We start from the raw sequence: 24,900 nt of genomic DNA, 5'->3' as shown, positions 1-24,900 counted from the left end.
TAAAAAAGATGAAAGGAATTATATTAGCTGGAGGTTCTGGCACAAGATTGCATCCATTGACGTTAGCCGTAAGTAAGCAACTAATGCCTGTTTACGATAAACCCATGATTTATTATCCATTATCAACTTTGATGATGGCAGGAATAAGTGAAATTTTGATTATATCTACGCCTCATGACTTGCCACATTTTAAAAAGCTTTTAGGAGATGGTAGTTCAATTGGTTGTAAGTTTAGTTATGCTGAACAGCCAGACCCAAATGGGTTGGCACAAGCTTTTGTCATTGGTGAGGAATTTATTGGTAAAGATAAGGTGGCTTTAGTACTTGGAGATAATATTTTCTTTGGAACAAATATGCAGCAATTGCTTAAAGATAACGCTGATCCAGATGGAGGTGTTGTTTTTGCTTATCATGTTGCAGATCCAGAAAGATATGGTGTTGTTGAATTTGACGAAAATAAAAAGGCCATTTCAATTGAAGAAAAACCTTTAGAGCCAAAATCCAATTATGCAGTTCCAGGGTTGTATTTTTACGATAACTCTGTAGTTGAAATTGCTAAAAATATTAAACCTAGTGCGCGCGGTGAATATGAGATCACAGATGTTAATAAAGTTTATCTTGAAAAAGGAAAGCTAAAAGTTGGAATATTAAGTAGAGGTACGGCTTGGCTAGATACAGGGACTTTTAATAGTCTAATGCAGGCCGGACAATTTGTCCAAGTACTTGAAGAAAGACAAGGTTTAAAGGTTGGTTGTATTGAGGAAATTGCTTGGAGACAAGGATTTATTGATGATGCTCAGCTTGAGAAATTAGCATTGCCTTTGGTAAAATCAGGATATGGAGCATATTTAATAGAGTTTTTAAAACAAAAGAAAAAAGGAGTTAAAGTTTAATTTATTATAGAAATAAATTTTTAAACCCTTTAATTTGTATTTTTGTAAGATATACAAAGTTTACAGAACGAAATCAGACCAAATTGGAGACAGATCAACCAACCAAAATAGCCTCTATATTGTACAATTCTTTTTCACCAAGGAATTTGAGAGCAAATATTAACAACCTTAGTTATTTGCCTCGTTGGATTATTATTGCCATTGATATAATGGTATTGATTTTTTCCTTCACTTTTACTTATATGCTTTTTGAAGGGACTGGATTGGGGTATATCATTACATCACATCAGTCTTATTTTGTTGTTAGTTTATTGGTCGTAAACATATTTTTCTTTTGGTTGTTTAGGACCTATTCGGGTATTATTAGACATTCTTCTTTTATTGACGCTATAAAACTGTTGTTTTCTCAAATGTCAGTTTTAGTTTTCTTTTTGTTTTTCAATTTAGTTTTTGAATTGTATACAGGGCATAAGGCTTTTTTGAATACAGGACTCTTTATCAATTTGGTTTTATCTTTTTGTAGTTTGTTTTTGTACCGAGTAGTCGTAAAACAGACTTTTGAAATGTACTTTTCGGAAAAGACAAACTCTAAGTTAATTCGAACAGTAATTTATGGTACAGATGCAAATGCAATCTCTGTAGCCAATGCTTTGAAGTTTGAAACTCCTTCTAGATTTAAAATAGTAGGTTTCGTTGATAAAAATAATCAGAATGCATCTAAACGAATGTTGGATCTTCCGATTTTGATATTAAGAAAAAAGCTGCCTGCATTAATGCGTTCTGTAGCTGCTGAAGGTGTAATTATAGCGGACAAAAGTTTATCTAAAGAAGAACAATTAATTATTGTTGATCAATGTTTGGAGTTTAATTATCGAGTATATACCGTTCCATTGATTTCAGATTGGGAAAATCAAAAAGAGATTTCGCAAAAAGTAAAAAATATTCAAATTGAAGATTTGCTGGAACGAAAACCAATTGTTCTAGACAGTAAATCAATTTCTAAGCAATTAAAAGACAAAACAATTCTTATTACTGGAGCCGCTGGTTCAATAGGAAGTGAGATTGTGAGACAGGTTCTTGGTTTTAATCCAAAGGCTGTGATTGTTTTGGATCATGCTGAAACGCCGCTTCATAACTTATGTTTGGAGACATTGGCGATGAATTCAGACACAAAAATAATTGCAGTAATTGCTGATGTAAAAAGTAAAAAAGCATTAGAGAAAGTATTTAAAAATCATAATCCACATGTTGTTTTTCATGCTGCTGCATATAAACATGTGCCGCTAATGGAGGATAATCCTTCACAGGCTATTTTAACTAACATAAAAGGAACTAAGAATCTAGCCGATTTATCATGTAAATATCATGTCAAAAAGTTTGTCATGGTATCAACAGATAAAGCGGTCAATCCTAGTAATGTTATGGGAGCGAGTAAGCGTATTGCAGAGAAATACGTGCAGTCTTTATTCTTAAAAAATCAAAGTGAAAATATTCCAGGGGTAACAAAGTTTATTACTACTCGTTTTGGAAATGTTTTAGGTTCTAATGGATCTGTAGTCCCTTTATTTACCAAACAAATTGCTGAAGGCGGCCCAGTTACAATTACACATCAAGACATTATTAGATATTTCATGACCATTCCAGAAGCTTGTCAGTTAGTATTAGAAGCAGGAGCAATGGGTAATGGTGGAGAAATTTATATTTTTGATATGGGAAAACCAGTCAAAATTATTGATTTAGCTAGAAAAATGATCAAGCTTGCAGGTTTTATCCCTGACAAAGAAATTAAAATTAAAATAGTTGGTTTAAGACCAGGCGAAAAATTATACGAAGAGTTATTGAATGATACTTCTAAAACGCTGCCAACTTATCATAATAAAATTATGATTGCTCAAGAAATACAAGATGAATATGAAAACTTACATATTGATATCGATGAGTTAATTGGAATTGCTGATTTTTATGACAATGACGATATTGTCGCTAAGATGAAAAAGATTGTTCCTGAATTTAAGAGTATGAATTCAACTTTTGAAGTTTTGGATAAATAATATGGATAAACTATAGGATGTTATCTACAAATATAATTTGTAAGAAAAAAGGTGCTTTTTTAGCGCCTTTTTCCATTGTTAAATATTTCTGATAATGGACAGTAAAAATGAGCAAGAGGATTGGTTGTTTGTTATAAAACCAAGGAACAAATTTCTATCACTAAATTTTAGAGAAGTTTGGCAATATAGAGATCTATTATTTCTTTTTGTAAAAAGAGACATAATAACGGTTTATAAACAAACTGTTTTGGGGCCATTATGGTATTTGATACAACCATTATTTACATCACTTACTTTTACTATTATTTTTAATAATGTAGCGGGAATCAGTACGGGATCTGTACCGCCTTTTTTATTTAATTTGACAGGAATTACGGTTTGGAATTATTTTACGGCTTGCTTGAATGGAACTTCTGATACTTTTAAAGCAAATGCCAATGTTTTTGGAAAAGTTTATTTTCCAAGAATTATTACTCCATTATCAATTGTGATTTCTAACTTAATTAAATTCGGAATCCAATTTTTAATTTTTATTGCATTTTACATATTCTATTATTTAAAAGGTGTGAATTTAATTTTAAATGGCTTTGCAGTGTTTTTCCCTTTTTTAATTATCACCATGGGGATTTTAGGACTTGGATTAGGAATGTTGATTTCTTCAATGATTACTAAATATCGAGATTTTAGTTATTTGGTAAGTTTCGGAATCCAATTATTAATGTATTTGTCAGCTGTAATGTATCCAATGGAATTGGTGAAAGATAAGCTGCCAAAATACGGATGGATTGTTGAATATAATCCGCTGGCATATATAATAGAGACTTCAAGATACATTCTTTTAAATGTGGGGGAAGTTTCTGTTTTAGGATTAGTTTATACCGTTTCTGTTGCGATCATTATTTTTTTTATTGGTCTTTTAACTTTTAATAGAACTGAGAAAAGTTTTATAGATACAGTTTAAAAAGAGTTCAATATTTTTTATATCTAGTTTATTCTAAAATTGAAAGACATTATTTTAAAGGTCGAAAAGATTTCTAAACAATATCGTTTAGGGCAAGTTGGTACAGGAACCATAAGCCATGATTTAAATCGCTGGTGGTATAAGATAAGAGGCAAAGAGGATCCTTATTTAAAAATAGGAGAGACTAATGACCGCTCCATTAAAGGAACTTCAGATTATGTGTGGGCTTTACAGAATATAAATTTTGAAGTTAAGGGCGGTGAAGTTTTAGCAATTATTGGTAAGAATGGCGCAGGAAAATCTACACTTCTTAAAATATTATCAAAAGTTACTGCCCCAACTACCGGCAGTATAAAATCTCGAGGACGTATTGCTTCATTACTAGAAGTTGGTACCGGATTTAATGGAGAATTGACGGGAAGGGAAAACATTTTTTTAAATGGAGCAATTCTTGGAATGACCAAAAAAGAGATCATTTCAAAACTTGACGAAATTATTGAGTTCTCAGGCTGCGAACGTTATATTGATACTCCCGTAAAAAGATATAGTTCAGGAATGAATGTTCGTTTGGCATTTGCTGTAGCAGCCTTTTTAGAGCCTGAAATTTTGGTTGTTGATGAGGTATTGGCAGTTGGTGACGCAGAATTTCAAAAGAAAGCAATCGGTAAGATGCAAGACATTGCAAAAGGTGAAGGCAGAACTGTTTTGTTTGTAAGCCATAATATGGCTGCCATAAAGAGCCTATGCACAAGAGGAATTGTTTTGGAACACGGAAAGGTTGTTTTTGAAGGTGAAATTAGCGAAAGCATAGATTTTTATTCTAAAATAACAACAGAAGAACTCTTGTCAGAGTGTATTCATAAATCTCATTTGAATAGAATAGAATTTAATTATTTTAAAGTCACAAATAATAGTATTTCAATTTTACAAGGTCAGATTATTGAATTGGGGGATAAATTAGAATTCGAAATTAACTTTAAGGTTTTAGATCGTGTTACAGATTTATCTATTGCGATGGATGTTTTAAATACAAATCAAGAGTTATTTGCCCATATTACAAATGAAGATGATGGTTTGCTGTTTGAGAAATTAGAAAAAGGAAAGGAAATTACAATTCACGTTAAGACAGATCACTTGTTATTCATTCCTGGTTTTTATACCATTAATCTTTGGATTGGAAGTGGTCAGGTTGATACTTTTTATACCATTAAAAACTTAGTGGGATTTTATTTAGAACAAAGCAGTTTCACAAAAAGGACAAAACCGTTCCCTAAACATTCGAAAATGTATTTACCTACAAAGTGGAATTCAAAAGTTATAGGCAATGATTAGTGTGAGTTATTTGGTATCTTATGATTATGATCTATTGCTTACTTCTATTAAACAATTGTATGATGATGTCGATAAAATTGTTTTAGCAATTGATAATGAAAGTAAAACATGGAGCGGAAATACATTTAAAATACCCGATTCTTTTTTTGAGGAAGTTAAACTTTTTGATAAGAAGGATAAAATTCAACTCTATTTGGATCAATTTTATATGTCAGATTTGACTCCGATGGAATGCGAATCAAGAGAACGAAATATGGTGCTGAAGAAGTTAGGGAAAGGTTGGAAAATTCAGTTGGATGTTGATGAATACATTTATGATTTTAAAAAGATTGCAAAATATTTAAAAAAGTATTGGTATCTAAATTTATTCCCTAAACTTACACCAATTTGTTTTCAAGGAAAGCTGATTACTTTATTTCGAGAATTGCCAGACGGTTATTTGTATATTGATAATGAAGAGAAATTTCCGTTTATTACAAATCAGACGACAAACACACATACAAGAAGAAATAATAAAATCAAAAATCATTTTTCGAATATTAAAGTAATTCATCAATCTTGGGCTAGAAGGGACGAACAAATTCATTTAAAGATTAAAAATTGGGGACATAGAGATGATTTTGATACTGAAATATATTTTCAGTTTTGGAAAGGCTTAAATAGTTCTAATTACAAAGAGTTTAAAGATATTCACCCCATAACACCAGAAGTATGGAATGTGTTAGAATTTATGCCGTCAAATTCTATTGATGATTTTATCGCAAAATTTGAAATTAGTAATTGTCAAATTCCACGATTGTTATCAAATAAAATGATTTTTAAAGCCGGTATAAAAAGATTAATAAGGCTTAAGTAAATGCTGGCTATTATAATTCCGTTTTACAAATTAGCTTATTTTGAAGAAACAATTCAATCATTAGTTAATCAATCAGATAAGCGATTTAGGGTTTATATCGGAGACGATGCAAGTCCTGAGTGTCCAAAAAAAATAATAGAAAAATATCGGGATAAGTTTGATGTTAACTATTATCGTTTTAATGAAAATTTGGGGAGTAAGTCATTAACAAAACAGTGGCAGCGCTGTATTGATTTGTCAGGAAATGAAGAGTGGATTATGGTTTTGGGCGATGACGATGTTTTGGGGAATAATGCTATTGCGCAGTTCTATAAAAGTCTGCCTCAAATCGATGAAGAGATTAATGTTATAAGGTACTCGACACAATTAATCAATGAGCGAAATGAAACCATTTCGGATGTCTATACACATCCAGAAATAGAAAAATCAGCCGATTTCCTGATTAGAAAAATAACAAATAAAACTCGCAGTTCATTAAGTGAGTATGTTTTTAAGAAAGAAAAGGCTTTAGAGATTGGTTTTAGAGATTATCCATTAGCGTGGTATAGTGACGATATGGCCATTTTGGAGTTTTCTGAATTTAAAAATGTCTATAGCATTAATAACGCAGTAATTTTTGTGAGATTTTCATCTCTAAGTATTTCCGGAGATGTAACAAAAGAAAGAATCAAGAACAAAGCAAAGTTTACATTTTATTATTTTCTTTTGACGAGAAGAACAAATTGTTTTTCAAAAAAGCAAAGACAAATTCTAGTTTACAAAATCTCAAATTGTTATATAAATGAAAAAAAGCAAATCGTTTATTTCTTAAAAATAAGTTGGCTCTACTTCAATTATAATTCCTTTATAAATTATTTGAAGTTTATAAAATCGGTTGCACACTACTTTACAAAAAGATTGTTAAGAAATACATGAAAGTTATAAAATTCGCTCTTTTTATCTTTTGATCAAATGCCCGATAAATTAGTCTCCATAATCATCCCAACCTTTAATCGAGCATATTTAATAGCGGAAACGTTAAACAGTATAATAAACCAAACTTATACAAACTGGGAATGCCTTATTATTGACGATGGCAGTACCGACGGAACAGCTGATTTAATTGCTGCTTATATTGATAAGGACAAACGTTTTCAATATCATCAAAGATCAGCAGACAAAGTAAAAGGAGCAAATGCCTGCAGGAACTTTGGTTTCGAATTATCTAACGGAATATACATAAAATGGTTTGACAGCGACGATATTATGCATCCTGATTTTCTTGAAAAACAAGTTACTGTTTTAGAAAAAAATAAGGAATTAGGATTTTGTGCAGCGTTTTCGAAAATATTCGCAAAATCAATTCATGATGCCTATGACGATTTTAATCCTCAAATGATTTATGATACAAATGCTATGTTTCATTTTATAATAGGAGAACTTTATTTTTTGACTCCTTCTTCACTTTGGAAAAGAGAAGTACTAGATAATAAAGAACTCTTTGATGAGACTTTGTCAAATGCTCAGGAAACTGATTTTAACTTTAGAAGATTGACCGAAAATGTGAGGTTTTGTTATATTGAAGAAGCATTATTTTTTGTGCGAAGAGGACATAAAAGTATCGATTCTGAAGCATCAACTAATCCGATCAGTTTACAATCACAATTTGATTATTTTCAAAAAGTTTATAAAGTTTTAAATTCCAATGAATGTAATATAGAAGAAGATAAAATCAAAAAGCTTAAGAAATATATAATATACAGGAAATTGCATTTTTTCTACGAGATAAGATTGCTGTTAAAATTTAATAAAAGTATAAGAAATTTTAAATCCATTTTAGAAAACTTAAAGGATGTAAATCTTAACTATTATGATGCAGTAAGACTTTATGTTGGAATTACGACAATTATTTTAACCAAAAAAGGTTTTCGTTTAATACATCTGAAAAGATTTGATATTAGAATTAAAGACTAAATAATTATATAATGTAGTGTAAAAATGTTGAAACGATTAATGAGAAAAATTTAATGGCAAAAGTGATTTTACTTTCGCAAGTTCCGCTGCCTTTTTCAAAGATTGGAAGTTGGACAACCCTATATAATAATTACCTAGAGAAAAATAATGAAATAGATTATATAGTTTGCCCTAAGCCAGAAGATCTGTTTGAGGGAGTAAAATATAGTTTCATACAAGTAACATTTTGGAGCGGCATTCAAAATAAAATTTTTAAGAAAAAAAACATAGAATATTTAAAAGCGTTAAACAAGATAATAGTTCCAAAAGAAAACTATATAATTCAAATTGTTGATAATTATGGAATGGTTAAACCTCTTAAAGAGTATCTTATTTCAAAAGGAGTTTCAAAGAATTGTTACATTCAGTTCTTTTATCATGGTTTCTCCCCGTATGCTCAGCTAAATTCACAATCAAATTTTTATGAATTGATAAATGAATTGGTCGTATTAACAACTGATAGTTATAAACAGCATAAAGAAACAATTAATACACTTCCCAGCCATTTTTCTATACTTTATAATGGCATTGATACTAATAAGTTTAAAAAAGTTTCAGTTTCAAGAAAACGAGAGTTAAAGAAAATATTTGAGTTTGATAATAAAAAAGTCTTTATATGGTGTTCTCAAGATAGACAAAAAAAAGGATTGCACATTGTTTTAGAAGCATGGAAAAAAATATATAAGACAGAAAAAAATATAATATTAATAGTCATTGGATGTGAATCGCGAGAAGACATAGATGGAGTGAAATTCTTGGGTAAAATTCCAAATCATGATCTTCCAGAGTATTATCAAGCGTCAGATTGTTATCTTTTTCCAACGTTATGCCAAGAAGGTTTTGGCCTAAGTTTAATTGAAGCTTTGCACTGCGGTAATTATTGCATTGCCTCTGTAATGGGAGGAGTCCCAGAAGTTTTGCAATATGGAAAACTGGGAAGACTCATCCAAAATCCAGATTCTGTTTCAGAATGGGTCGATGCAATAAATGATTTTTTGGATGAAAGATTTGAACTTCCTGAATTTTCTTCAGAATTGTATTCTTCAGAAAAATGGAATATTAGAATGAATGAACTTATAACCAAAGCTAAAAACAGCATGCCTTAGAGTGAAAACAATTGCCATAATTCCAGCACGAGGAGGTTCTAAAAGGCTGTATCAAAAAAACATAAAATTAATTGGCGGTATTCCTTTACTGGTGCATAGTATTTTGTATGCACAAGCAAATAGCGAAATAATCGATGAAATTTATGTTTCGACTAATGATGTAGAAACAAAAGAAATTGCATTACAATTTGGAGCAAAAGTTATAGACCGGCCAGAATCGCTATCAGGAGATTTAGAACCAACCGTAACTGCATTGAAACATGTTTTAGAGACGATAAATGTTGAGGTTGAAAATGTTATTCTACTGCAGCCTACAAATCCTTTAAGACCAGAAAATTTATTGAAAGATGCTTTTAGTATATATAAAAGAGAGAGGCATGATAGTTTATTTACGGTTACTGGGAATGATAAAAAGTTTGGAAAAATAGTCGATAACAAGTTTATTCCGTTTACTTATAAAATTGGACAAAGGAGCCAAGATTTGGAACCTCTTTTTTTTGAAAATGGATTGCTGTATATAACAAAAGCAAAATTAATTTTTGAAGATATAATTATTTCAAAAGATGCATTACCATTCGAAGTAAATCATATGTTTGCAAGTGTTGATATTGATACCCAAGAGGATTTTGATTACGCTGAATATTTATTTAAAAAGATATAATTAATTTACGGCTCTGAGAATTCTTATATAGAAATAGTACTGAATTATTTCTTAGTTGTCGGCAGAAATCGGATATTTGTCAGCTCAATCATCAAAAAACAATTTAGAGATATTTAAATTATGTTTCTTAACTAATTTCCACTTTTAAGCAATTATGTTTTTCAACTCCATAGCTTTTGCTGTTTTTTTACCAATAGTATTTTTATTGTATTGGTTTGTTTTTAACAAAAACAAAAGCACTCAAAATTTTGTATTAATTATAGCTAGTTATTATTTCTATTCCTGTTGGGATTGGAGGTTTTTATTCTTATTAGTGTTTTCAACCTTCTTAGATTATTATACAGGAATTCAAATTGAGAAAGGGAAATCGGAAAAAAGCAGGAAATTTTGGTTTTGGTTAAGTATTATTGTTAATCTTGGATTTCTGGGAATCTTTAAATACTATAATTTTTTCGCAGCCTCTTTTGCAGATTTGTTAAGTGCAGCAGGATTTAAGGCAAGTCCAATTTTACTAAATGTGATTCTTCCAGTCGGGATTTCGTTTTACACTTTTCATGGACTGTCTTATGTAATAGATATTTATTATAAACGAATTAAAGCCGAATACAACTTTGTAGATTATTCCTTGTTTGTAAGTTATTTTCCTTTGCTGGTCGCTGGTCCAATTGAGAGAGCTACACATTTGCTTCCGCAAGTAAAAGTAAAACGCGAATTTAATTTTCAAACTGCAAAAGATGGAGTTTGTCAAATTATTTGGGGATTAGTAAAAAAAGTAGTTATTGCCGATACTTGCGCAACTTATGCTAATGCCATTTTCGATAATTATTCAACGATGAACTCTTTTTCATTGATATTGGGAGCCGTTTATTTTGCATTTCAAATTTATGGAGATTTCTCCGGATATTCAGATATTGCTTTAGGGGTTTCAAAATTGTTTGGAATCGATTTGTTGCGAAACTTCAATTACCCTTATTTTTCTAGAGATATTGCTGAGTTCTGGAGAAGATGGCACATATCGCTTTCGTCATGGTTTCGAGATTATTTATATATCCCGTTAGGAGGAAGCAAAGGCGGACTTTGGATGAAAATTAGAAATACGTTTATAATTTTTATTGTCAGCGGATTTTGGCACGGAGCAAATTGGACTTATATAGCTTGGGGATTTATAAATGCTGTTTATTTTTTGCCGCTGCTTCTGGCAAAAAGTAACAGAAATAACATTGATACAATAGTTTTAAAAAGAGATTTAGACTCCGTAAAAGTAATTCTAAGTATTTTATCAACGTTTATAATTACGTGTATCGCTTGGGTATTTTTTAGAGCAAGAACCATATCAGATGCTTTGCTGTACCTGAAAAGATTAGTTTTAAATCAAGATTTTAGTTTTCAATATTTAGATAATGAAAGATATAATTACGAATTAATACTCTTAGTAGTATTGTTTGTTGCAGTAGAGTGGAATAGTCGTGCTAAGATCGAACCGCTTTCAGGACGAAATAGTATGCTTAAAATTGCATTGGCTATTACAGCAATACTTGCATTTGGAACTTTCTCTGATTATAAAGAATTTATATATTTTCAATTTTAATGAAACGTTTTTTAACTTATACCGCTAAAATTATTCTAATAACAGCTTTAATAGCAGTTGTTTTAGACGGACTTTATACAGCAGTTTTTTTTCAATCAAAAAATCGTGGGAAAATTGAAGAAGTTGTCAATTCCAAACCTCAAAATTATGATGTAGTTATTCTAGGTTCCTCAAGAGCAAACAATCATTTTGTTTCGCAAATGTTTGAAGACAAAGGATTAAAAACTTTTAATTACGGTATGAGCGGCGGACATTTATTTGAAGCTTCATTGATGCTGAAATTAATGATTGAAAGAAAATACAAAATTAAAAATATTATTCTCGAAGCCGATTTAAATTTGTCAAACGACAAAGAATCTGATGGCGTTTCGGCAAAGTTTTTACCTTACATTCATAATTCAGAAGTAATAAAAAAACAATTTAAATCTCAGGAAAATTTTAATGAACTCTATTATATTCCATTTTATAGATTCATAAAGTTTGATAGTAAAATAGGTTTTAGAGAAGTTTGTAAAATCATGAAAAATGAAAAAACAAATGCATTAGACAACCTAGGGTATTATCCATTAGAAAAACATAAAAATGGCAATATGAAAAATAATATTGTCAATTTAAATCCGCTTCCTCATAATAAATATTACGAAGAAATTAAAAATATCTGCAAAGCAAACAACATTAATTTTATTGCAGTAATGACGCCAATGTGCGAAAACGTTGTGGGAATGAATTATTTTGAGAAAGTTAAAAAAGCTTATCCCGAGATTCATAATTACGAGAACATAGTGATCGAAAACAAGTATTTCTCGTCTTGCGGACATATGACAGATGAAGGTGCTAAAATTTTTACGGCTAGAATTTTAAAAGACTTTTTTAATAAGTAAGGTTCTTGAATGAAGAAGAATAAAATTTTATTACTCTTTCCTGATGGAGTCGGAATTAGAAATTATCTTTATTCAAACACATTTACGAATACAAACGAAGAATTGATTCTGTTTCATAATTTTGATCCAGAGACCATAATAGCAATTAAGCAGCATGTAGCAATAGAAAGTGAAATTGTAATTCCTGATTATAAAGAATTTGTAAAGGAAAAATTTCTGAGGGAATTAATTTGTTTGTCAAGATTGTATTACAATCAGAAACAGGTGAAGAATCCAACTTTGTTAAATAACTGGAATTGGAATCAAAAGACATTTTCTAAAAAGATTTTCTACAAAGTAATTGAGTGTATTGCTCCTTTTTTTAAAAAGTATTCCAGCATTTTAAAATTAGAACAAAGATATCAGAATGCCCTTCGTCAAAATCCTCTTTACGATGAGGTAAAAACAATTCTAAAAAAAGAGCGGCCTAGTGCTGTTTTCTGTTCCCATCAAAGAGCTTTAAAAGCAGCAGCAATATTTGCCGCGGCATCAGATTTAGGAATTCCAACAACAACAGTAATTTATTCTTGGGATAATCTGCCTAAAGCCCGTTTAGCTTTAAGAGCCGATAATTATTTAGTTTGGTCAGATTATATGAAAAATGAGCTGAATACATATTATCCTGAAATTTCTGCGGATAAAATTTCTGTCACAGGAACACCTCAGTTTGAGTTTTATCAAAAAGCAGAAAATATAATTGAAAAAGAGATCTTTTATAAAAGATATAATTTAGACCCAAATAAGAAAATAATATGTTTTTCAGGAGATGATCTAAAAACATCTCCAGATGATCCGAGTTACTTAAAAGATCTTGCTCAAGAAATTATTAAAGCAAATTTACAGCACCAGTATCAAATACTATTTAGAAGATGTCCAGTTGATTTTTCAGGAAGATTTGATGAAGTTGTAAATGAATTTAAAGATCTAATAAAAGAAGCTTCACCATCATGGTATTTTAGTAAATCAAAAGAATGGAATGCTGTCTATCCATCTCTCGAAGATGTAAAACTGCTTGTCAGCACCGTTTTTTATTCTGATTTAGTTGTAAATGTCGGTTCAACAATGGCATTTGATTTTTGGATGTTTAATAAACCTTGCATCTTCATTAATTATGATCAGCAAAATAAAAAAGAAGAAAATTGGTATGTAAAGACAATCTATCAGTTGCAGCATTTTAAGAGTATGCCAAATAAAAAAGCGGTTATTTGGCTGAACAGCAAAGAAGAAATTTCAAAAAAAATAGTTTTAGAGACAAGTCAAAATGCTGCTATGGAAGAATGGAAAGTGAAAATACTTGGAGATTATAAAAATGCATCAAACAACATAAGGCAAAAACTCATTGCTGTTTAAGATGCATATTTGTTTTATAACAAACGAATTTCCGAAACAAGGTTTCCCACATGGAGGAATAGGAAGTTTTGTTAGAACATTGGCACCAGCACTAGTCAAACAAGGAATGAAAGTATCAGTTGTTGGGATAAATTACATTGCAACAGAAGAAACTGAAATTGTTGAGGGTGTAGAAATTTATAGATTAAAGAAAAATACAGTAAAAGGCTTTACGTGGTATTTAAACTCTAAATTGATTAATAATAAAATCAAAGAAATACATCAAAGTAATTCAATACAAATTGTTGAATCATCTGAGCTTGGTCTCTCTTTTATAAATAAGCTGCCAGATGTAAAATATGTGATACGTCTGCATGGAGGTCATCATTTTTTTGCAGAAAGTGAAAAAAGAAAAATTGACAAATGGAAAGGGTTCCAGGAAAAAAGATCTTTCAAAAAAACTGATGCATTTATAGCAGTTTCTCATTATGTAAAAAATCATACCGAAAAGTATTTGAGTTACAATAACAAACCGCTAGTATATTTAAGTAATCCAATTGATACGGATTTTTTTAAACCTGTAAATGAAAATGAATCTCAGAACAAAATTGTTTTTGTTGGGACGGTTTGCGAGAAAAAAGGAATCCGGCAGTTGATTCAGGCTTTTCCGTTAGTAAATAAAAAGTTTCCTAATGTTTCATTAGAAATTTATGGAAGAGATTGGTTTTTTCCAGATGGAAGCTCTTACATACAGATGCTTAAAGAAAAGGAATTACCTCAATTAGGACAATTGGCAAGACATATTCATTTTCACGGAGTGATTCCTTTTGAAGATATTCCGAATGCATATGCAAAAGCTGTGGTTTGTGTTTTTCCATCTCATATAGAAACTCAAGGTATTGTTGCGCTTGAAGCAATGGCAATGGGAAAAGCGGTAGTTTTTACAAAATACGGTTCAGGTCCTGAAACTATTGAAGATTATAAATCAGGTTTGTTGTGTGATTCATACAATCCAACAGATATTGCTGAAAAAATTATATGGTTTCTTTCTAACAAACAAAAAGTAAATGAAATAGGAAAAAGTGCAAGAGAGCTTGTGCTTCAAAAGTATAAAGTTGATGATATAGTAACTCGTACTATTGCTTTTTTTAAAGAGTTACAGAATTAACTATGTAAGGCTTCTTGTTTTTATGTACGAGTTATAAAATGAATTCTACGAAAATAAGGATGAAAGCAGATATAAAATGAAGTTTTTAATAATTACAAATGTTAATCATATTCAAAAAAGAAATGAGTATTTAGGTTATGCGCCGTATGTGACTGAAATGAATAGTTGGTTGAAATATGTTGATGAGGTTATTATTTTTGCTCCATTAAAAAAAAACAGGATAACAAAAATTGACAGCGCTTATCAACATAGCAAGATTGATTTTAGAAGCGTTTCTAACTTTAGCTTTACTAGTTTTAAAAACAGTTTTTTATCGATTTTCAAAATTCCATTTATCCTTTGGCAGCTCTTTTGGGCTATGAAAGATGCTGATCATATACATTTGCGATGTCCAGGAAATATTGGATTATTGGGCTGTTTTGTTCAAATACTTTTTCCAAATAAAATAAAATCGGCGAAGTATGCAGGGAATTGGGACCCTCAAAGTAAACAGCCTTGGACATACCGTTTACAAAAGTATATTTTAACTAATACTTTTTTGAGCAGGAATATACAGGTTTTGGTTTACGGAGACTGGGAAAATCAATCAAAAAATATAAGACCGTTTTTTACCGCAACTTATTCAGAGTCTGAAAAAGAATTGATCACAAAAAAGAGTTTAGATCAAACAATTGAGTTTGTATTTGCAGGCAGTTTAGTTGAAGGTAAAAATCCGATATATGCTGTTAAGTTAATCGAACAACTTGTGAAAAAAGGAAATAAAGCGGTTTTAAGTTTGTACGGAGAAGGAAATGAAAGAGATTCTTTAGAAAAATATATTGCAGCAAATCAACTCCAAAACATTGTTTTTTTGCATGGTAATCAAGATAAAGAAACATTAAAAAAAGTCTACAAAAAAAGCCATTTTGTTATTTTACCTTCAAAGAGTGAAGGATGGCCAAAAGCTATTGCCGAGGGAATGTTTTGGGGTTGTATACCTATTGTGACAAAAGTTTCGTGTGTTCCATTTATGCTAGATTATGGAGAAAGAGGAATAGTATTGAGAATGAATTTAGAGAAAGATCGGGATCAAATAATTGATTTTTTAGATGAAAAACTTTTTCTAAAAATTAGTAGGAGAGCTGCTGATTGGTCACAGTATTATACAATTGAAATCTTCGAAACAGAACTTAAAAAGGTACTTGAGAAATGAGAGTGGTGCAAATTGTAGATTCACTTCAAATGGGTGGTGCTGAAAGAATGGCGGTGAATTATGCCAATGCTTTATCAAAAGAAGTGACTTTTTCAGGGTTGATTGTAACTCGGAAAGAGGGACAATTGTTTGATCAGATAAATGAAAATGTTTCGTATTTGTTTTTAAACAAAAAGGGCAAAGTTGATTTTAAAGCTGTTTTAAAGTTAAGAAGGTATATATTAAATAATAGAATCGAAATTATCCATGCGCACAGTACTTCTTTTTTTAGCGCAGTTTTAGTAAAATTGACATTGCCCAGAACTAAGATTTTCTGGCACGATCATTTTGGAAATAGAGCTGTTGAATCGAAGAGTAAGAATAAAATGTTGATTTTTTGTTCTTTCTTTTTTGCTTCCATTTTTGCAGCAAATCTGCAATTAGAAGATTGGAGCAAAAAAAATATGTTTTGTAAAAACGTTTTTTTTATTCCAAATTTCATTTTAGATACAAAAGATAATTTACAAACAACAAAACTAAAAGGAATTCTAGGCAGGCGAATAGTTTTTCTAGCAAATTTAAAAGAACCCAAAAATCACATTCTGATGCTTAAAGCTTTTCAAAATTTAAGATTACAGGAATCAGGATGGACTTTACATTTAATCGGAAAAGATTGTTTCGACTCTTATTCAGCCTATTTAAAAGAGTTTGTAAAGTTTAATTCATTAGAAAGCTATATACATTTGTACGGAGAAAGGAACGATATCAAATATATATTAGCGCAATCTTCAATTGGAGTTTTGGTTTCGACAAACGAGGGATTCCCTATAACTCTATTAGAGTACGCATCAGAAAAATTGGCAGTTCTTTCTTCCAATGTTGGTTATTGTTCGCAAATTATTGAAAATGGTTTTAACGGATTGTTATTTGACCCGTTAGACTTCTTAGAATTGAAGGATCAGTTGAAATTACTCACTAACGATGAAGTATTGAGAACTACTTTAGCAGAAAATTTTTCAAAATCAGCAGCAAAGGAGTATTCAAAAGAGGCTGTAATCAAAAAAGTAATACAGCTTTATAAGAATTAAATTAATGAAAAGAATCTCATTTTCTTATCTTATTTTAGTCCATGTTATAATTGCATTGATGGTTTTTGTGTTACCTTTTTTATCAATGCTTTATGCTCTTTTAATTCCAGTTGTTGGCCTCTTTGTTGTTTTTCGAAGCAAGAATAAGAATAACGAAGTTCTTTATGTAAGTGCTTACTTAATAGGTGTTGAAGTTTTTTTGCGAATGACAGGAGGTAATTTCAGTAATGAATATGTAAAAACGCTTGTTGTCTTTTTTATGTTAACAGGTATGTTTTATAGTACTGTTTCAACTAAATCGTTCGTTTATTTCTTTTATTTATTGTTGTTAATACCTGGGATTTTTGTTTCTGTAAGTACAGCTGATCTCAATATAGATATTAAAAAAGCTTTAGTATTTAATTTATCAGGTCCAGTGTGTTTAGCAGTTTCTTCAATCTATATGTTTAAAAGAAAAATTCTATTTAAAGATCTTCAAAATATTATTTTAGTAATGGGACTTCCTATTATTTCAACAGTAGTTTATCTTTTCTTGTATAATCCAAGCGTAAAAGATGTTGTTACGGGTACACAGTCTAATTTTGAAACTTCAGGCGGATTTGGTCCTAATCAAGTTTCTACTATTTTAGGATTAGGAATGTTTGTCTTTTTCTCTCAATTGCTTTTGTTTTCAAAATCAAAAAAGAAGATTATTTTAAATGGAATTCTTCTGATCTTGGTAAGCTATCGTGCAATTGTTACCTTTTCGAGAGGTGGTGTTATTACTGGAATTGCCATGATTGTCTGTCTTATATTTGTAATTTATTACGTCTCGAATTCTCTTGGAAAAGCGAAGGTCGGTTTAGTTGTAATTTTGTCGTGCCTTTTAGGAATTGGTATTTGGGGATATACTATTTCGGAAACCAGCGGACTAATCGAAAAAAGATATGCTAATCAAGATGCTAAAGGAAGACAGAAAACAGATCGATTGGGCGGGAGAGAAGCAGTTATAGAGGCAGATCTTAAAATGTTTTTTGACAACCCCATTACTGGAGTAGGAGCAGGAATGGGAAAAGAATTGCGAAAAGATTCATTAGGACAAGAAGTTGCTTCTCATAACGAAATAACAAGAATGCTAAGCGAACATGGTGTATTGGGCATATTTGGACTTTTGATACTACTTATTACCCCGTTTATATTATATATCAACAATCGACAGCATTTGTATTTTTTATCTTTTTTCATTTTTTGGTTTCTTACAATAAATCATGCGGCTATGCGAACAGCAGCTCCTGCATTTATATATGCTTTGACACTTTTATTTGTTCAAATAAAATCCCCAGAAAAAAACAGCACGTTTGTAAGATAAAGTTTATGTTTTTTGCAATATATTTGCTTTGAAGTAAAGCTTTTAAATCTGCTAAAAAAGTAAATGTCCTCAAATAAAAAAATGCACTTTGAAATTTCAGAACGAAAAGTATTACTTTTTGTTTTTGATATCTTTTTTGTTTTGACAGCTTTATATTTATTAAACAGCATTTTTGATTATAATTATCTTGCTTTTGAAAAAAAGACCTTCTATCGCCCTTTGATCCTTGTTGCATATCTATCTGTTTTTGGAGCTATTTTTGAGGTATATAATTTGCAGGCGGCCAGTAATCAATTTCAAATACTTAAAAATGTTATTCTAGCGGTTTCAACTACAGTTTTAATTTATTTTTTTACACCGGTATTATCGCCTGAACTTCCAAGTCAGAGATTGGCTATCTTTATCTTTTATTTCACAATATTAATTACCGTGCTACTTTGGCGGTTTTTTTATGCCTTCTTTTTGGCGTCTCATCGTTTTTCACAAAATGTTGTATTGATATGCGGCCAAAATCAGGTTGAAGAACTGGTTTTAGGACTCGAAAATGTCGATCCGCATTATAAAATTGTAGGTTTCGTTAATCCTGATTCTGATTCTGAGGAGAATACTGATTTTTATTACGTAAAAGAAATTAAGAAAAATGAACTCGAAGATTTCGTCGCGAATCAAAGTATCTCTGAAATTGTTATTGCATCTCAAAAGACAGATGGAATCAATGCCGATTTGTATCAACAGTTACTCCATTTACTAGAATCTGGAAATAGTATTAGAGAGTATACGCAGGTTTATGAAAGTAAAACACAGCGAATACCAGTCCATTATATTGCAAGAGACTTCTATCGGTTTTTTCCGTTTAGCCGCAGCAATAGTAATAAATTGTATTTGGCTTTAATCCGCCTTTTAGAATTTGTTTTTTCATTTGCCGGTTTAATAATCTGTATTGTTTTTATACCCTTTATTTCTTTCGCTAATTTTTTTACTAATAGAGGAAGTTTGTTTTATACGCAAGAACGGGTAGGTAAAAATGGATCAGTTTTTAAAATTTACAAATTTAGAACTATGGTAGAGGCTCAAGAAACGCAAAGCGCATTTTTTGCAGTTTCAAATGATAAGCGAATAACTCCATTTGGTAAATTTATGCGTAAATCAAGGATTGATGAACTGCCGCAGTTTATCAATATTATAAAAGGAGATATGGCAATAATTGGCCCAAGACCAGAAAGACCTTTTTTTGTTAAGAAAATCGCGCAAATAATGCCCTTTTATGAAACCCGTCATGTTATAAAACCTGGTCTTACGGGATGGGCACAAGTTAATTACTCTTATGGAGAGTCTATAGACGAGAGTTTGATAAAACTGCAATATGATTTATACTATATTAAACACCGAAGTATTTTTCTAGATTTAAGCATCTCTTTCAAAACTATAACTACCGTTTTGTTTTATCGCGGACAGTAATTAGATTATTATCGGGATGCGTTTTTTGTTTCTTATCGCAACTCGAACCAACACAAAACCACTTGTAATTATCATTGGTAAAACAATTAAAAAATGTGCTTTATTGATTAGGAAAATAGCATAAACAATCAAGAAGATTAAATGTAAAACTGCAAATCGGTAAGTCCATCTTTTATTTTTTGCAATTGAAAAAAGAATTAAAATCAATAATAGCGGACTAAATAGTAAAACATTGTAATTCATTGCCAGTTCTTGGTGAAATGAATAAAATCCCATTAAGACAAAAAATATACCTATTAAAGACAAAATGAATAAGTATATTTTATCAACAATTTTGTTATGCGCTAAAACGACAAAACCTAAAATAATTAAATAAGTATAAATATTATTCCACCATGAGGATGGTGTTTCTTTTTCAAAATTCAAAAGTGTTTGGCTCTCTTTTGCTAAAGGATGATTTTGAAAAGTAGTTTTCGCTAAACTATTTTTTAATTCAAAAGGCAGAAAAATTTTGGTTCCCAATTGATCAACTTTAGTTCCAAAAATAATGCTAGTTCCTAATTGATCATAAAAATGCCCATTAAAATAAGGAAATAAAATAGAACGATATGTTTTATCTGTGTCCTCTTTCTTAACAATAACATTTCCATGTAAAGTTGAGTTGATAATATCAACCACCATCGAAGTACAATTTTTATCAATGAACTTGTAGGTATAATATCTTTCTTCAGATAATAGAACAGAATTTAGTTTATCAAAAAGTTTTTGTTTTAAATCTTGCGAAATAAGAAGCTCTTGCTCAAAAACACTTCGTTTGTCCTCATTATATTCGTTTAGAAATTCTGAAAAAGAATGTGTAATTACAAAATACTGTAAATCACCTTTCGCAAATTTTGCTACAAAGTTTGGAGTTCTAAAATCAAAAGCACCAAAATTGTAAACAACGTCAATATTGTTGGCAGGATCAGCTATTCGAATTGCAGTATGTCCGAAATAAGAATAGGTTTCATTGCCTAAACCACAAGTAATCACACTTGCTTTTGCATCTTTTGATAAAGGAATATTTTGGCTGTAACCAATAAAACTTAGTAATAATAGTAAACTAAAAAGTGTTTTTTTGAAAAGGACATTTTTCATGATTTAAAATTTTAAAAAGTTGAATGGTTTGAAAAAATTATCTAAAGATACCTAAATCTACTTTTAGTGAAAAAATATTTGAGTATAAAGCTGCGCTTTGATTTCCTAAATCAGTTAAGGCATAATCTACTTGGATACCTTTGTATTTGAAACCCAGCCCAATATTAGGCTGAAAATTTAATTTTTCAGTATTGTCTAATTGCATTACATTTTGAAAGTTTCCAGCACCGGCTCTTAGAAAAACCAGATCAGTGTAGCCAAATTCAAAACCAACGGCGGGATCAATACTAACAATTTTTGATGAAATAATATCATTTGTCTGCTCAAAGCGCATATTTAAATTGGCCGCCGCCATAAGACTGTAATCATTATGGAATTCAAATTTTTTAGAAACTCCTAATTGCGCTTTTGGCAAAGTAATTTCAGTACTTTCTGGTAATTCATTGTTTTCGCCTGGAATAGCATTTGCAATTTTGGCATATTCATCTTCATCAATATTCCAGACATTATAAGTAGTAGTAATATCACGAAGCATTAAGCCAAATTTCCAATTATTGCGTTCGAATTGCAATCCCACATCAAAACCAAAACCCCAAGAATTGGCAAATTTCCCAATAATTCGTCTAATTATTTTTGCATTAATACCATATTGAAACCCGTCAACAGGCAGTTTTCTGGCATAAGAAAAAGTAAAACCATAATCAGCCGTAGAAAATAAACGAATTCGATTATAATCAATATTGCCCTGATTGTCGATTAATTGTGTGGTGTCAAGAATATCATCAACACCAAAACGAATCATCGAAATTCCCCAAGCACTTTGATCATCAATTGGGCTTGCATAACCTATAAAATCATATTGAGCAATATTGGCAAAATAGCTGGCATGCATCAATGAAATCTGATGATCTTCTAGATGCGTTAAACCAGCAGGGTTCCAATAAACTGCATTAACATCATTTGTAGATGCAGTAACAGCACTCGACATTCCTAACGCCGCCGCATCGACACCAATATTCATAAACTCATTCGAGTATTTTCGAACAGTTTGTGCATACTGAGAAGTAAAACTCCAAAATAGTAAAAACGTTAAAAGTTTCTTCAACTGATATTTTTTTGCAGACGAGAGCCTGTTTTTATTTTTTTCAAAAATATAATAATTTATGCATCTAATTTCTTCGTTTCGAGAAATATTGATAAAGCTTTAATTTGTATTAAAAAACAATTGTAAAAACACGTTTTTCATGGACATATTATGCTAAATTTGTTGACCAAGATTATCAAAATTTATAAAACATGAATATTAAAAAGCACATTCCAAATTTAATTACATTAATTAATCTTTTTTGTGGTTGTATAGCTGTTGTCTTTATTTCTAAAGCTAATTATGAAATGGCTTTTTATATGGTTTGTTTAGGAATCTTTTTTGACTTTTTTGATGGTTTTTTTGCCAGATTATTTAAAGTTTCAAGTCCGCTTGGACTTCAATTAGATTCACTTGCAGATATGGTGACCAGCGGTGTTGCTCCAGGATATGTAATGTATTCTTTATTTGTAAAAAGTGCACATCCGCATGATATAATTGGATCTGAGTTTATTCCTTTTTTAGGATTTATTGTAACATTAGGTTCTTGCTATCGTTTGGCAAATTTTAATATTGATACACGACAAACCGATTCATTTATTGGGCTGCCGACACCTGCAAATGCTCTTTTTATTTTAAGTCTGCCTTTGGTTTTGAAATTTTCAGATTCTTTAATGCTGTTAGAAATTTTGAGTAATCAATGGATTTTGCTTGCAATTACTTTATGCAGTGCCTATATTTTGAATGCCGAAATTCCATTGTTTTCTTTAAAATTTAAGAAATTCAATCTTAAAGATAATGCGTTGCAAGTTGGATTTTTAGTTATTTCTTTAGTATTACTTTTATTGTTTCAATTTGGAGCCGTTCCCTTAATCATTATTTTTTATGTGTTATTATCGATCATAAATAATATGTTTTTGAAAAAGTAGTTTTATTCGAATGGCAAGAAAAACGACACGACGAAATTCTTACACACGAAAAACGAAACCTGCCAAATCTGTTTTTAGTAAATTATTCCGTTTCATTATATTTAGTTTTTTAGGATTAATTTTCATTGGAACGATTTATCATTATCGTTCAGGATTGGCTTATTATTTAGGTTTTAAGTCAGATAAAGTTTTAGAAGAAGATGAGGTAGACAAACACCTTTCAGACGTTAGAAACATTCAAGTTCTTGAAAATCATAAAGGAAAAGTAATTGGAATTGATGTTTCTGAATTTCAAGGAACTGTCGATTGGGATGAGGTTGAGATTCTAGAAGAAAAATATCCTGTGCAATTTGTTTTTATTCGTGCAACAGCAGGAAATGATAGAGTTGACAGGCAGTTTAAATACAATTGGGAAGAAGCAAAAAAAAATAAAATCATACGAGGCGCTTATCACTATTATCGCCCGAATGAAAATTCTATCGAGCAAGCAGATCTTTTTATAAAAACAGTAAAGTTGAAAAAAGGTGATTTACCGCCGGTTCTTGATATAGAAAAACTTCCAAAAAATCAATCTATAGATAGTTTAAAAAAAGGATTAAAGCGCTGGCTTAACAAAGTAGAAGCACATTATCAAGTTCGCCCTATAATTTACTCAGGAGAACGTTATTACTCAGATTTTTTAAAAGAAGAATTTGGAGAATATTTATTTTGGATTGCCAATTATAACTTTTATAGAGAAAAAATTGATGAAGAATGGCTGTTTTGGCAGTTTACAGAAAAAGCTTCTCTGCCTGGAATAAAACATCGTGTAGATGTGAATATTTATAATGGTGATTTAGAACAGCTGCAGTTTATTACAGTTGATTGACAGTGATCAGTGGTTAGTTTTTTAGTATTCAGTCTTTTTCGAAAAAAAAATCAGTTTTTTAGTTCCAGCCCAAAACTGAATACTAAAAAACTGATCAATGATTTTTTTTTTAAGAACTGATCACTAAAGACCTGAACACTGAATACTATAAATTAGAATTCCAATTTCTTTTTACGAAGTTCGAAGTTTTGTCCAAGATATACACGGCGAACCATTTCGTCTTCAACAAGTTCTTCTGGAATTCCTGCTTTAAGGATTCCTCCTTCAAACATTAGATATGTTTTATCGGTAATGGCTAAAGTTTCCTGAACGTTGTGGTCAGTAATTAAGATTCCGATGTTTTTGTTCTTTAATTGTGCCACAATTCTTTGAATATCTTCAACCGCAACAGGGTCAACTCCAGCGAAAGGTTCATCAAGCAAAATAAATTTTGGATCTGTTGCCAATGCGCGAGCAATTTCAGTACGACGACGTTCACCTCCAGAAAGTAAATCACCTCTATTCGTGCGAATATGTTCTAAACTGAATTCTTCAATTAAGCTCTCCATCTTAGCATATTGTTCTTCCTTAGAAAGTTTTGTCAGCTGTAAAACACTCAAGATATTGTCTTCAATACTTAATTTTCTAAAAACAGATGCTTCTTGTGCCAAATAGCCAATTCCTTGTTGCGCACGTTTGTACATCGGGTAATCAGTAATGTTCAAATCGTCAAGATAAATGTTTCCTGAGTTTGGTTTTACCAATCCTACGATCATATAAAAAGAAGTTGTTTTTCCAGCCCCATTTGGTCCCAAAAGTCCAACGATTTCTCCTTGATTTACTTCAACAGAAATTCCTTTTACAACACTTCGGCCTTTATAGGTTTTGATTAAATTATCGGCTCTTAATTTCATTTTTTTAGTTTAATCGTTTAAACGTTCAAATCGTTTATTCGTCACAAATTAACGAATAAACGATTCA

22 protein-coding genes are annotated in these 24,900 nt (G+C 30.8%); 19 read left to right on the top strand and 3 right to left on the bottom strand.

Annotation, left to right across the window (positions count from 1 at the left end; genetic code table 11):
• Nucleotides 1-8 precede the first annotated feature (8 nt).
• From rfbA to B0A75_RS15885, 17 genes are all read left to right on the top strand, one after another.
• Entirely contained in the window at nucleotides 9-893 is an 885-nt protein-coding gene (gene rfbA / locus B0A75_RS15965) for a glucose-1-phosphate thymidylyltransferase RfbA (protein WP_089055286.1), read from the top strand.
• Nucleotides 894-976: 83 nt separating this feature from the next.
• The gene (locus B0A75_RS15960) at nucleotides 977-2,944 is read left to right on the top strand and encodes a polysaccharide biosynthesis protein (RefSeq protein ID WP_089055285.1); all 1,968 of its coding nucleotides are present in this window, start codon (nucleotides 977-979) and stop codon (nucleotides 2,942-2,944) included.
• A 94-nt stretch (nucleotides 2,945-3,038) separates the two neighbouring features.
• Nucleotides 3,039-3,905 (top strand): ABC transporter permease, encoded by an 867-nt coding sequence (locus tag B0A75_RS15955; protein ID WP_089055284.1) that lies wholly within the window; start codon nucleotides 3,039-3,041, stop codon nucleotides 3,903-3,905.
• 39 nt (nucleotides 3,906-3,944) lie between these two features.
• Nucleotides 3,945-5,237 carry an ABC transporter ATP-binding protein gene (locus B0A75_RS15950; RefSeq protein WP_089055283.1) on the top strand — a complete coding sequence of 431 codons (1,293 nt, stop codon included), beginning with the start codon at nucleotides 3,945-3,947 and terminating at the stop codon, nucleotides 5,235-5,237.
• Nucleotides 5,230-6,093, top strand: coding sequence for a hypothetical protein (locus tag B0A75_RS15945; protein ID WP_089055282.1), 864 nt, complete (start codon nucleotides 5,230-5,232; stop codon nucleotides 6,091-6,093). Before B0A75_RS15950 ends, B0A75_RS15945 begins: the two co-directional genes overlap by 8 nt.
• Nucleotides 6,094-7,008: a glycosyltransferase family 2 protein gene (locus B0A75_RS15940; protein WP_089055281.1), complete on the top strand. Its 915-nt coding sequence runs from the start codon at nucleotides 6,094-6,096 to the stop codon at nucleotides 7,006-7,008. It abuts the gene before it with no gap.
• A 36-nt stretch (nucleotides 7,009-7,044) separates the two neighbouring features.
• Complete coding sequence (locus B0A75_RS15935; RefSeq protein WP_089055280.1) at nucleotides 7,045-8,046, top strand: glycosyltransferase family 2 protein; 1,002 nt, start codon at nucleotides 7,045-7,047, stop codon at nucleotides 8,044-8,046.
• Between the two features lie 53 nt (nucleotides 8,047-8,099).
• Nucleotides 8,100-9,191 (top strand): glycosyltransferase family 4 protein, encoded by a 1,092-nt coding sequence (locus B0A75_RS15930; protein ID WP_089055279.1) that lies wholly within the window; start codon nucleotides 8,100-8,102, stop codon nucleotides 9,189-9,191.
• Between the two features lies 1 nt (nucleotide 9,192).
• Nucleotides 9,193-9,852: an acylneuraminate cytidylyltransferase family protein gene (locus tag B0A75_RS15925; protein WP_089055278.1), complete on the top strand. Its 660-nt coding sequence runs from the start codon at nucleotides 9,193-9,195 to the stop codon at nucleotides 9,850-9,852.
• Between the two features lie 154 nt (nucleotides 9,853-10,006).
• The gene (locus B0A75_RS15920) at nucleotides 10,007-11,440 is read left to right on the top strand and encodes an MBOAT family O-acyltransferase (RefSeq protein WP_089055277.1); all 1,434 of its coding nucleotides are present in this window, start codon (nucleotides 10,007-10,009) and stop codon (nucleotides 11,438-11,440) included.
• Nucleotides 11,440-12,321 (top strand): hypothetical protein, encoded by an 882-nt coding sequence (locus tag B0A75_RS15915; RefSeq protein WP_089055276.1) that lies wholly within the window; start codon nucleotides 11,440-11,442, stop codon nucleotides 12,319-12,321. The genes B0A75_RS15920 and B0A75_RS15915 overlap by 1 nt, the downstream gene beginning before the upstream one ends.
• A 9-nt stretch (nucleotides 12,322-12,330) precedes the next feature.
• Nucleotides 12,331-13,710 (top strand): CDP-glycerol glycerophosphotransferase family protein, encoded by a 1,380-nt coding sequence (locus B0A75_RS15910; RefSeq protein WP_089055275.1) that lies wholly within the window; start codon nucleotides 12,331-12,333, stop codon nucleotides 13,708-13,710.
• Nucleotide 13,711: 1 nt separating this feature from the next.
• Entirely contained in the window at nucleotides 13,712-14,857 is a 1,146-nt protein-coding gene (locus tag B0A75_RS15905) for a glycosyltransferase family 4 protein (protein WP_089055274.1), read from the top strand.
• A 76-nt stretch (nucleotides 14,858-14,933) separates the two neighbouring features.
• Nucleotides 14,934-16,049 carry a glycosyltransferase gene (locus B0A75_RS15900; protein ID WP_089055273.1) on the top strand — a complete coding sequence of 372 codons (1,116 nt, stop codon included), beginning with the start codon at nucleotides 14,934-14,936 and terminating at the stop codon, nucleotides 16,047-16,049.
• Nucleotides 16,046-17,116, top strand: coding sequence for a glycosyltransferase (locus B0A75_RS15895; RefSeq protein ID WP_089055272.1), 1,071 nt, complete (start codon nucleotides 16,046-16,048; stop codon nucleotides 17,114-17,116). Before B0A75_RS15900 ends, B0A75_RS15895 begins: the two co-directional genes overlap by 4 nt.
• A 4-nt stretch (nucleotides 17,117-17,120) precedes the next feature.
• Nucleotides 17,121-18,464 (top strand): O-antigen ligase family protein, encoded by a 1,344-nt coding sequence (locus B0A75_RS15890; RefSeq protein WP_089055271.1) that lies wholly within the window; start codon nucleotides 17,121-17,123, stop codon nucleotides 18,462-18,464.
• A 63-nt stretch (nucleotides 18,465-18,527) separates the two neighbouring features.
• Entirely contained in the window at nucleotides 18,528-19,922 is a 1,395-nt protein-coding gene (locus tag B0A75_RS15885; protein ID WP_089055270.1) for a sugar transferase, read from the top strand.
• On the opposite strand, the gene B0A75_RS15880 is transcribed toward B0A75_RS15885, so the two are convergent.
• Both B0A75_RS15880 and B0A75_RS15875 read right to left on the bottom strand, forming a co-directional pair.
• Entirely contained in the window at nucleotides 19,923-21,059 is a 1,137-nt protein-coding gene (locus tag B0A75_RS15880; protein WP_089055269.1) for a lipoprotein N-acyltransferase Lnb domain-containing protein, read from the bottom strand.
• Nucleotides 21,060-21,096: 37 nt separating this feature from the next.
• Nucleotides 21,097-22,164 (bottom strand): putative type IX sorting system protein PorV2, encoded by a 1,068-nt coding sequence (locus B0A75_RS15875; protein ID WP_449404169.1) that lies wholly within the window; start codon nucleotides 22,162-22,164, stop codon nucleotides 21,097-21,099.
• Nucleotides 22,165-22,355: 191 nt separating this feature from the next.
• On the opposite strand from B0A75_RS15875, the gene B0A75_RS15870 reads away from it, so the two are divergent.
• Together B0A75_RS15870 and B0A75_RS15865 are read left to right on the top strand one after the other, a co-directional pair.
• On the top strand, nucleotides 22,356-23,072 hold the full coding sequence (locus B0A75_RS15870) for a CDP-alcohol phosphatidyltransferase family protein (RefSeq protein WP_089055267.1): 717 nt from the start codon (nucleotides 22,356-22,358) through the stop codon (nucleotides 23,070-23,072).
• 10 nt (nucleotides 23,073-23,082) lie between these two features.
• Nucleotides 23,083-23,940: a glycoside hydrolase family 25 protein gene (locus B0A75_RS15865; RefSeq protein ID WP_089055266.1), complete on the top strand. Its 858-nt coding sequence runs from the start codon at nucleotides 23,083-23,085 to the stop codon at nucleotides 23,938-23,940.
• A 152-nt stretch (nucleotides 23,941-24,092) separates the two neighbouring features.
• On the opposite strand, the gene lptB is transcribed toward B0A75_RS15865, so the two are convergent.
• Nucleotides 24,093-24,833 carry an LPS export ABC transporter ATP-binding protein gene (gene lptB / locus B0A75_RS15860; RefSeq protein WP_089055265.1) on the bottom strand — a complete coding sequence of 247 codons (741 nt, stop codon included), beginning with the start codon at nucleotides 24,831-24,833 and terminating at the stop codon, nucleotides 24,093-24,095.
• Nucleotides 24,834-24,900: the final 67 nt, after the last annotated feature.

The sequence above is a fragment of the Flavobacterium oncorhynchi genome (assembly GCF_002217355.1).
GTDB lineage: Bacteria > Bacteroidota > Bacteroidia > Flavobacteriales > Flavobacteriaceae > Flavobacterium > Flavobacterium oncorhynchi.
Note: the sequence above shows the minus strand (reverse complement) of the source record. Positions and strands in the feature narration are given on the sequence as shown.

Excerpts from the sequence above, each read along its gene's own strand:
- rfbA (WP_089055286.1), top strand. The coding sequence starts at position 9 with ATGAAAGGAATTATATTAGCTGGAGGTTCTGGCACAAGATTGCATCCA.
- B0A75_RS15955 (WP_089055284.1), top strand. The coding sequence starts at position 3,039 with ATGGACAGTAAAAATGAGCAAGAGGATTGGTTGTTTGTTATAAAACCA.
- B0A75_RS15945 (WP_089055282.1), top strand. The coding sequence starts at position 5,230 with ATGATTAGTGTGAGTTATTTGGTATCTTATGATTATGATCTATTGCTT.
- B0A75_RS15940 (WP_089055281.1), top strand. The coding sequence starts at position 6,094 with ATGCTGGCTATTATAATTCCGTTTTACAAATTAGCTTATTTTGAAGAA.
- B0A75_RS15935 (WP_089055280.1), top strand. The coding sequence starts at position 7,045 with ATGCCCGATAAATTAGTCTCCATAATCATCCCAACCTTTAATCGAGCA.
- B0A75_RS15930 (WP_089055279.1), top strand. The coding sequence starts at position 8,100 with ATGGCAAAAGTGATTTTACTTTCGCAAGTTCCGCTGCCTTTTTCAAAG.
- B0A75_RS15920 (WP_089055277.1), top strand. The coding sequence starts at position 10,007 with ATGTTTTTCAACTCCATAGCTTTTGCTGTTTTTTTACCAATAGTATTT.
- B0A75_RS15915 (WP_089055276.1), top strand. The coding sequence starts at position 11,440 with ATGAAACGTTTTTTAACTTATACCGCTAAAATTATTCTAATAACAGCT.
- B0A75_RS15910 (WP_089055275.1), top strand. The coding sequence starts at position 12,331 with ATGAAGAAGAATAAAATTTTATTACTCTTTCCTGATGGAGTCGGAATT.
- B0A75_RS15905 (WP_089055274.1), top strand. The coding sequence starts at position 13,712 with ATGCATATTTGTTTTATAACAAACGAATTTCCGAAACAAGGTTTCCCA.
- B0A75_RS15900 (WP_089055273.1), top strand. The coding sequence starts at position 14,934 with ATGAAGTTTTTAATAATTACAAATGTTAATCATATTCAAAAAAGAAAT.
- B0A75_RS15895 (WP_089055272.1), top strand. The coding sequence starts at position 16,046 with ATGAGAGTGGTGCAAATTGTAGATTCACTTCAAATGGGTGGTGCTGAA.
- B0A75_RS15890 (WP_089055271.1), top strand. The coding sequence starts at position 17,121 with ATGAAAAGAATCTCATTTTCTTATCTTATTTTAGTCCATGTTATAATT.
- B0A75_RS15885 (WP_089055270.1), top strand. The coding sequence starts at position 18,528 with ATGTCCTCAAATAAAAAAATGCACTTTGAAATTTCAGAACGAAAAGTA.
- B0A75_RS15880 (WP_089055269.1), bottom strand. The coding sequence starts at position 21,059 with ATGAAAAATGTCCTTTTCAAAAAAACACTTTTTAGTTTACTATTATTA.
- B0A75_RS15870 (WP_089055267.1), top strand. The coding sequence starts at position 22,356 with ATGAATATTAAAAAGCACATTCCAAATTTAATTACATTAATTAATCTT.
- B0A75_RS15865 (WP_089055266.1), top strand. The coding sequence starts at position 23,083 with ATGGCAAGAAAAACGACACGACGAAATTCTTACACACGAAAAACGAAA.
- lptB (WP_089055265.1), bottom strand. The coding sequence starts at position 24,833 with ATGAAATTAAGAGCCGATAATTTAATCAAAACCTATAAAGGCCGAAGT.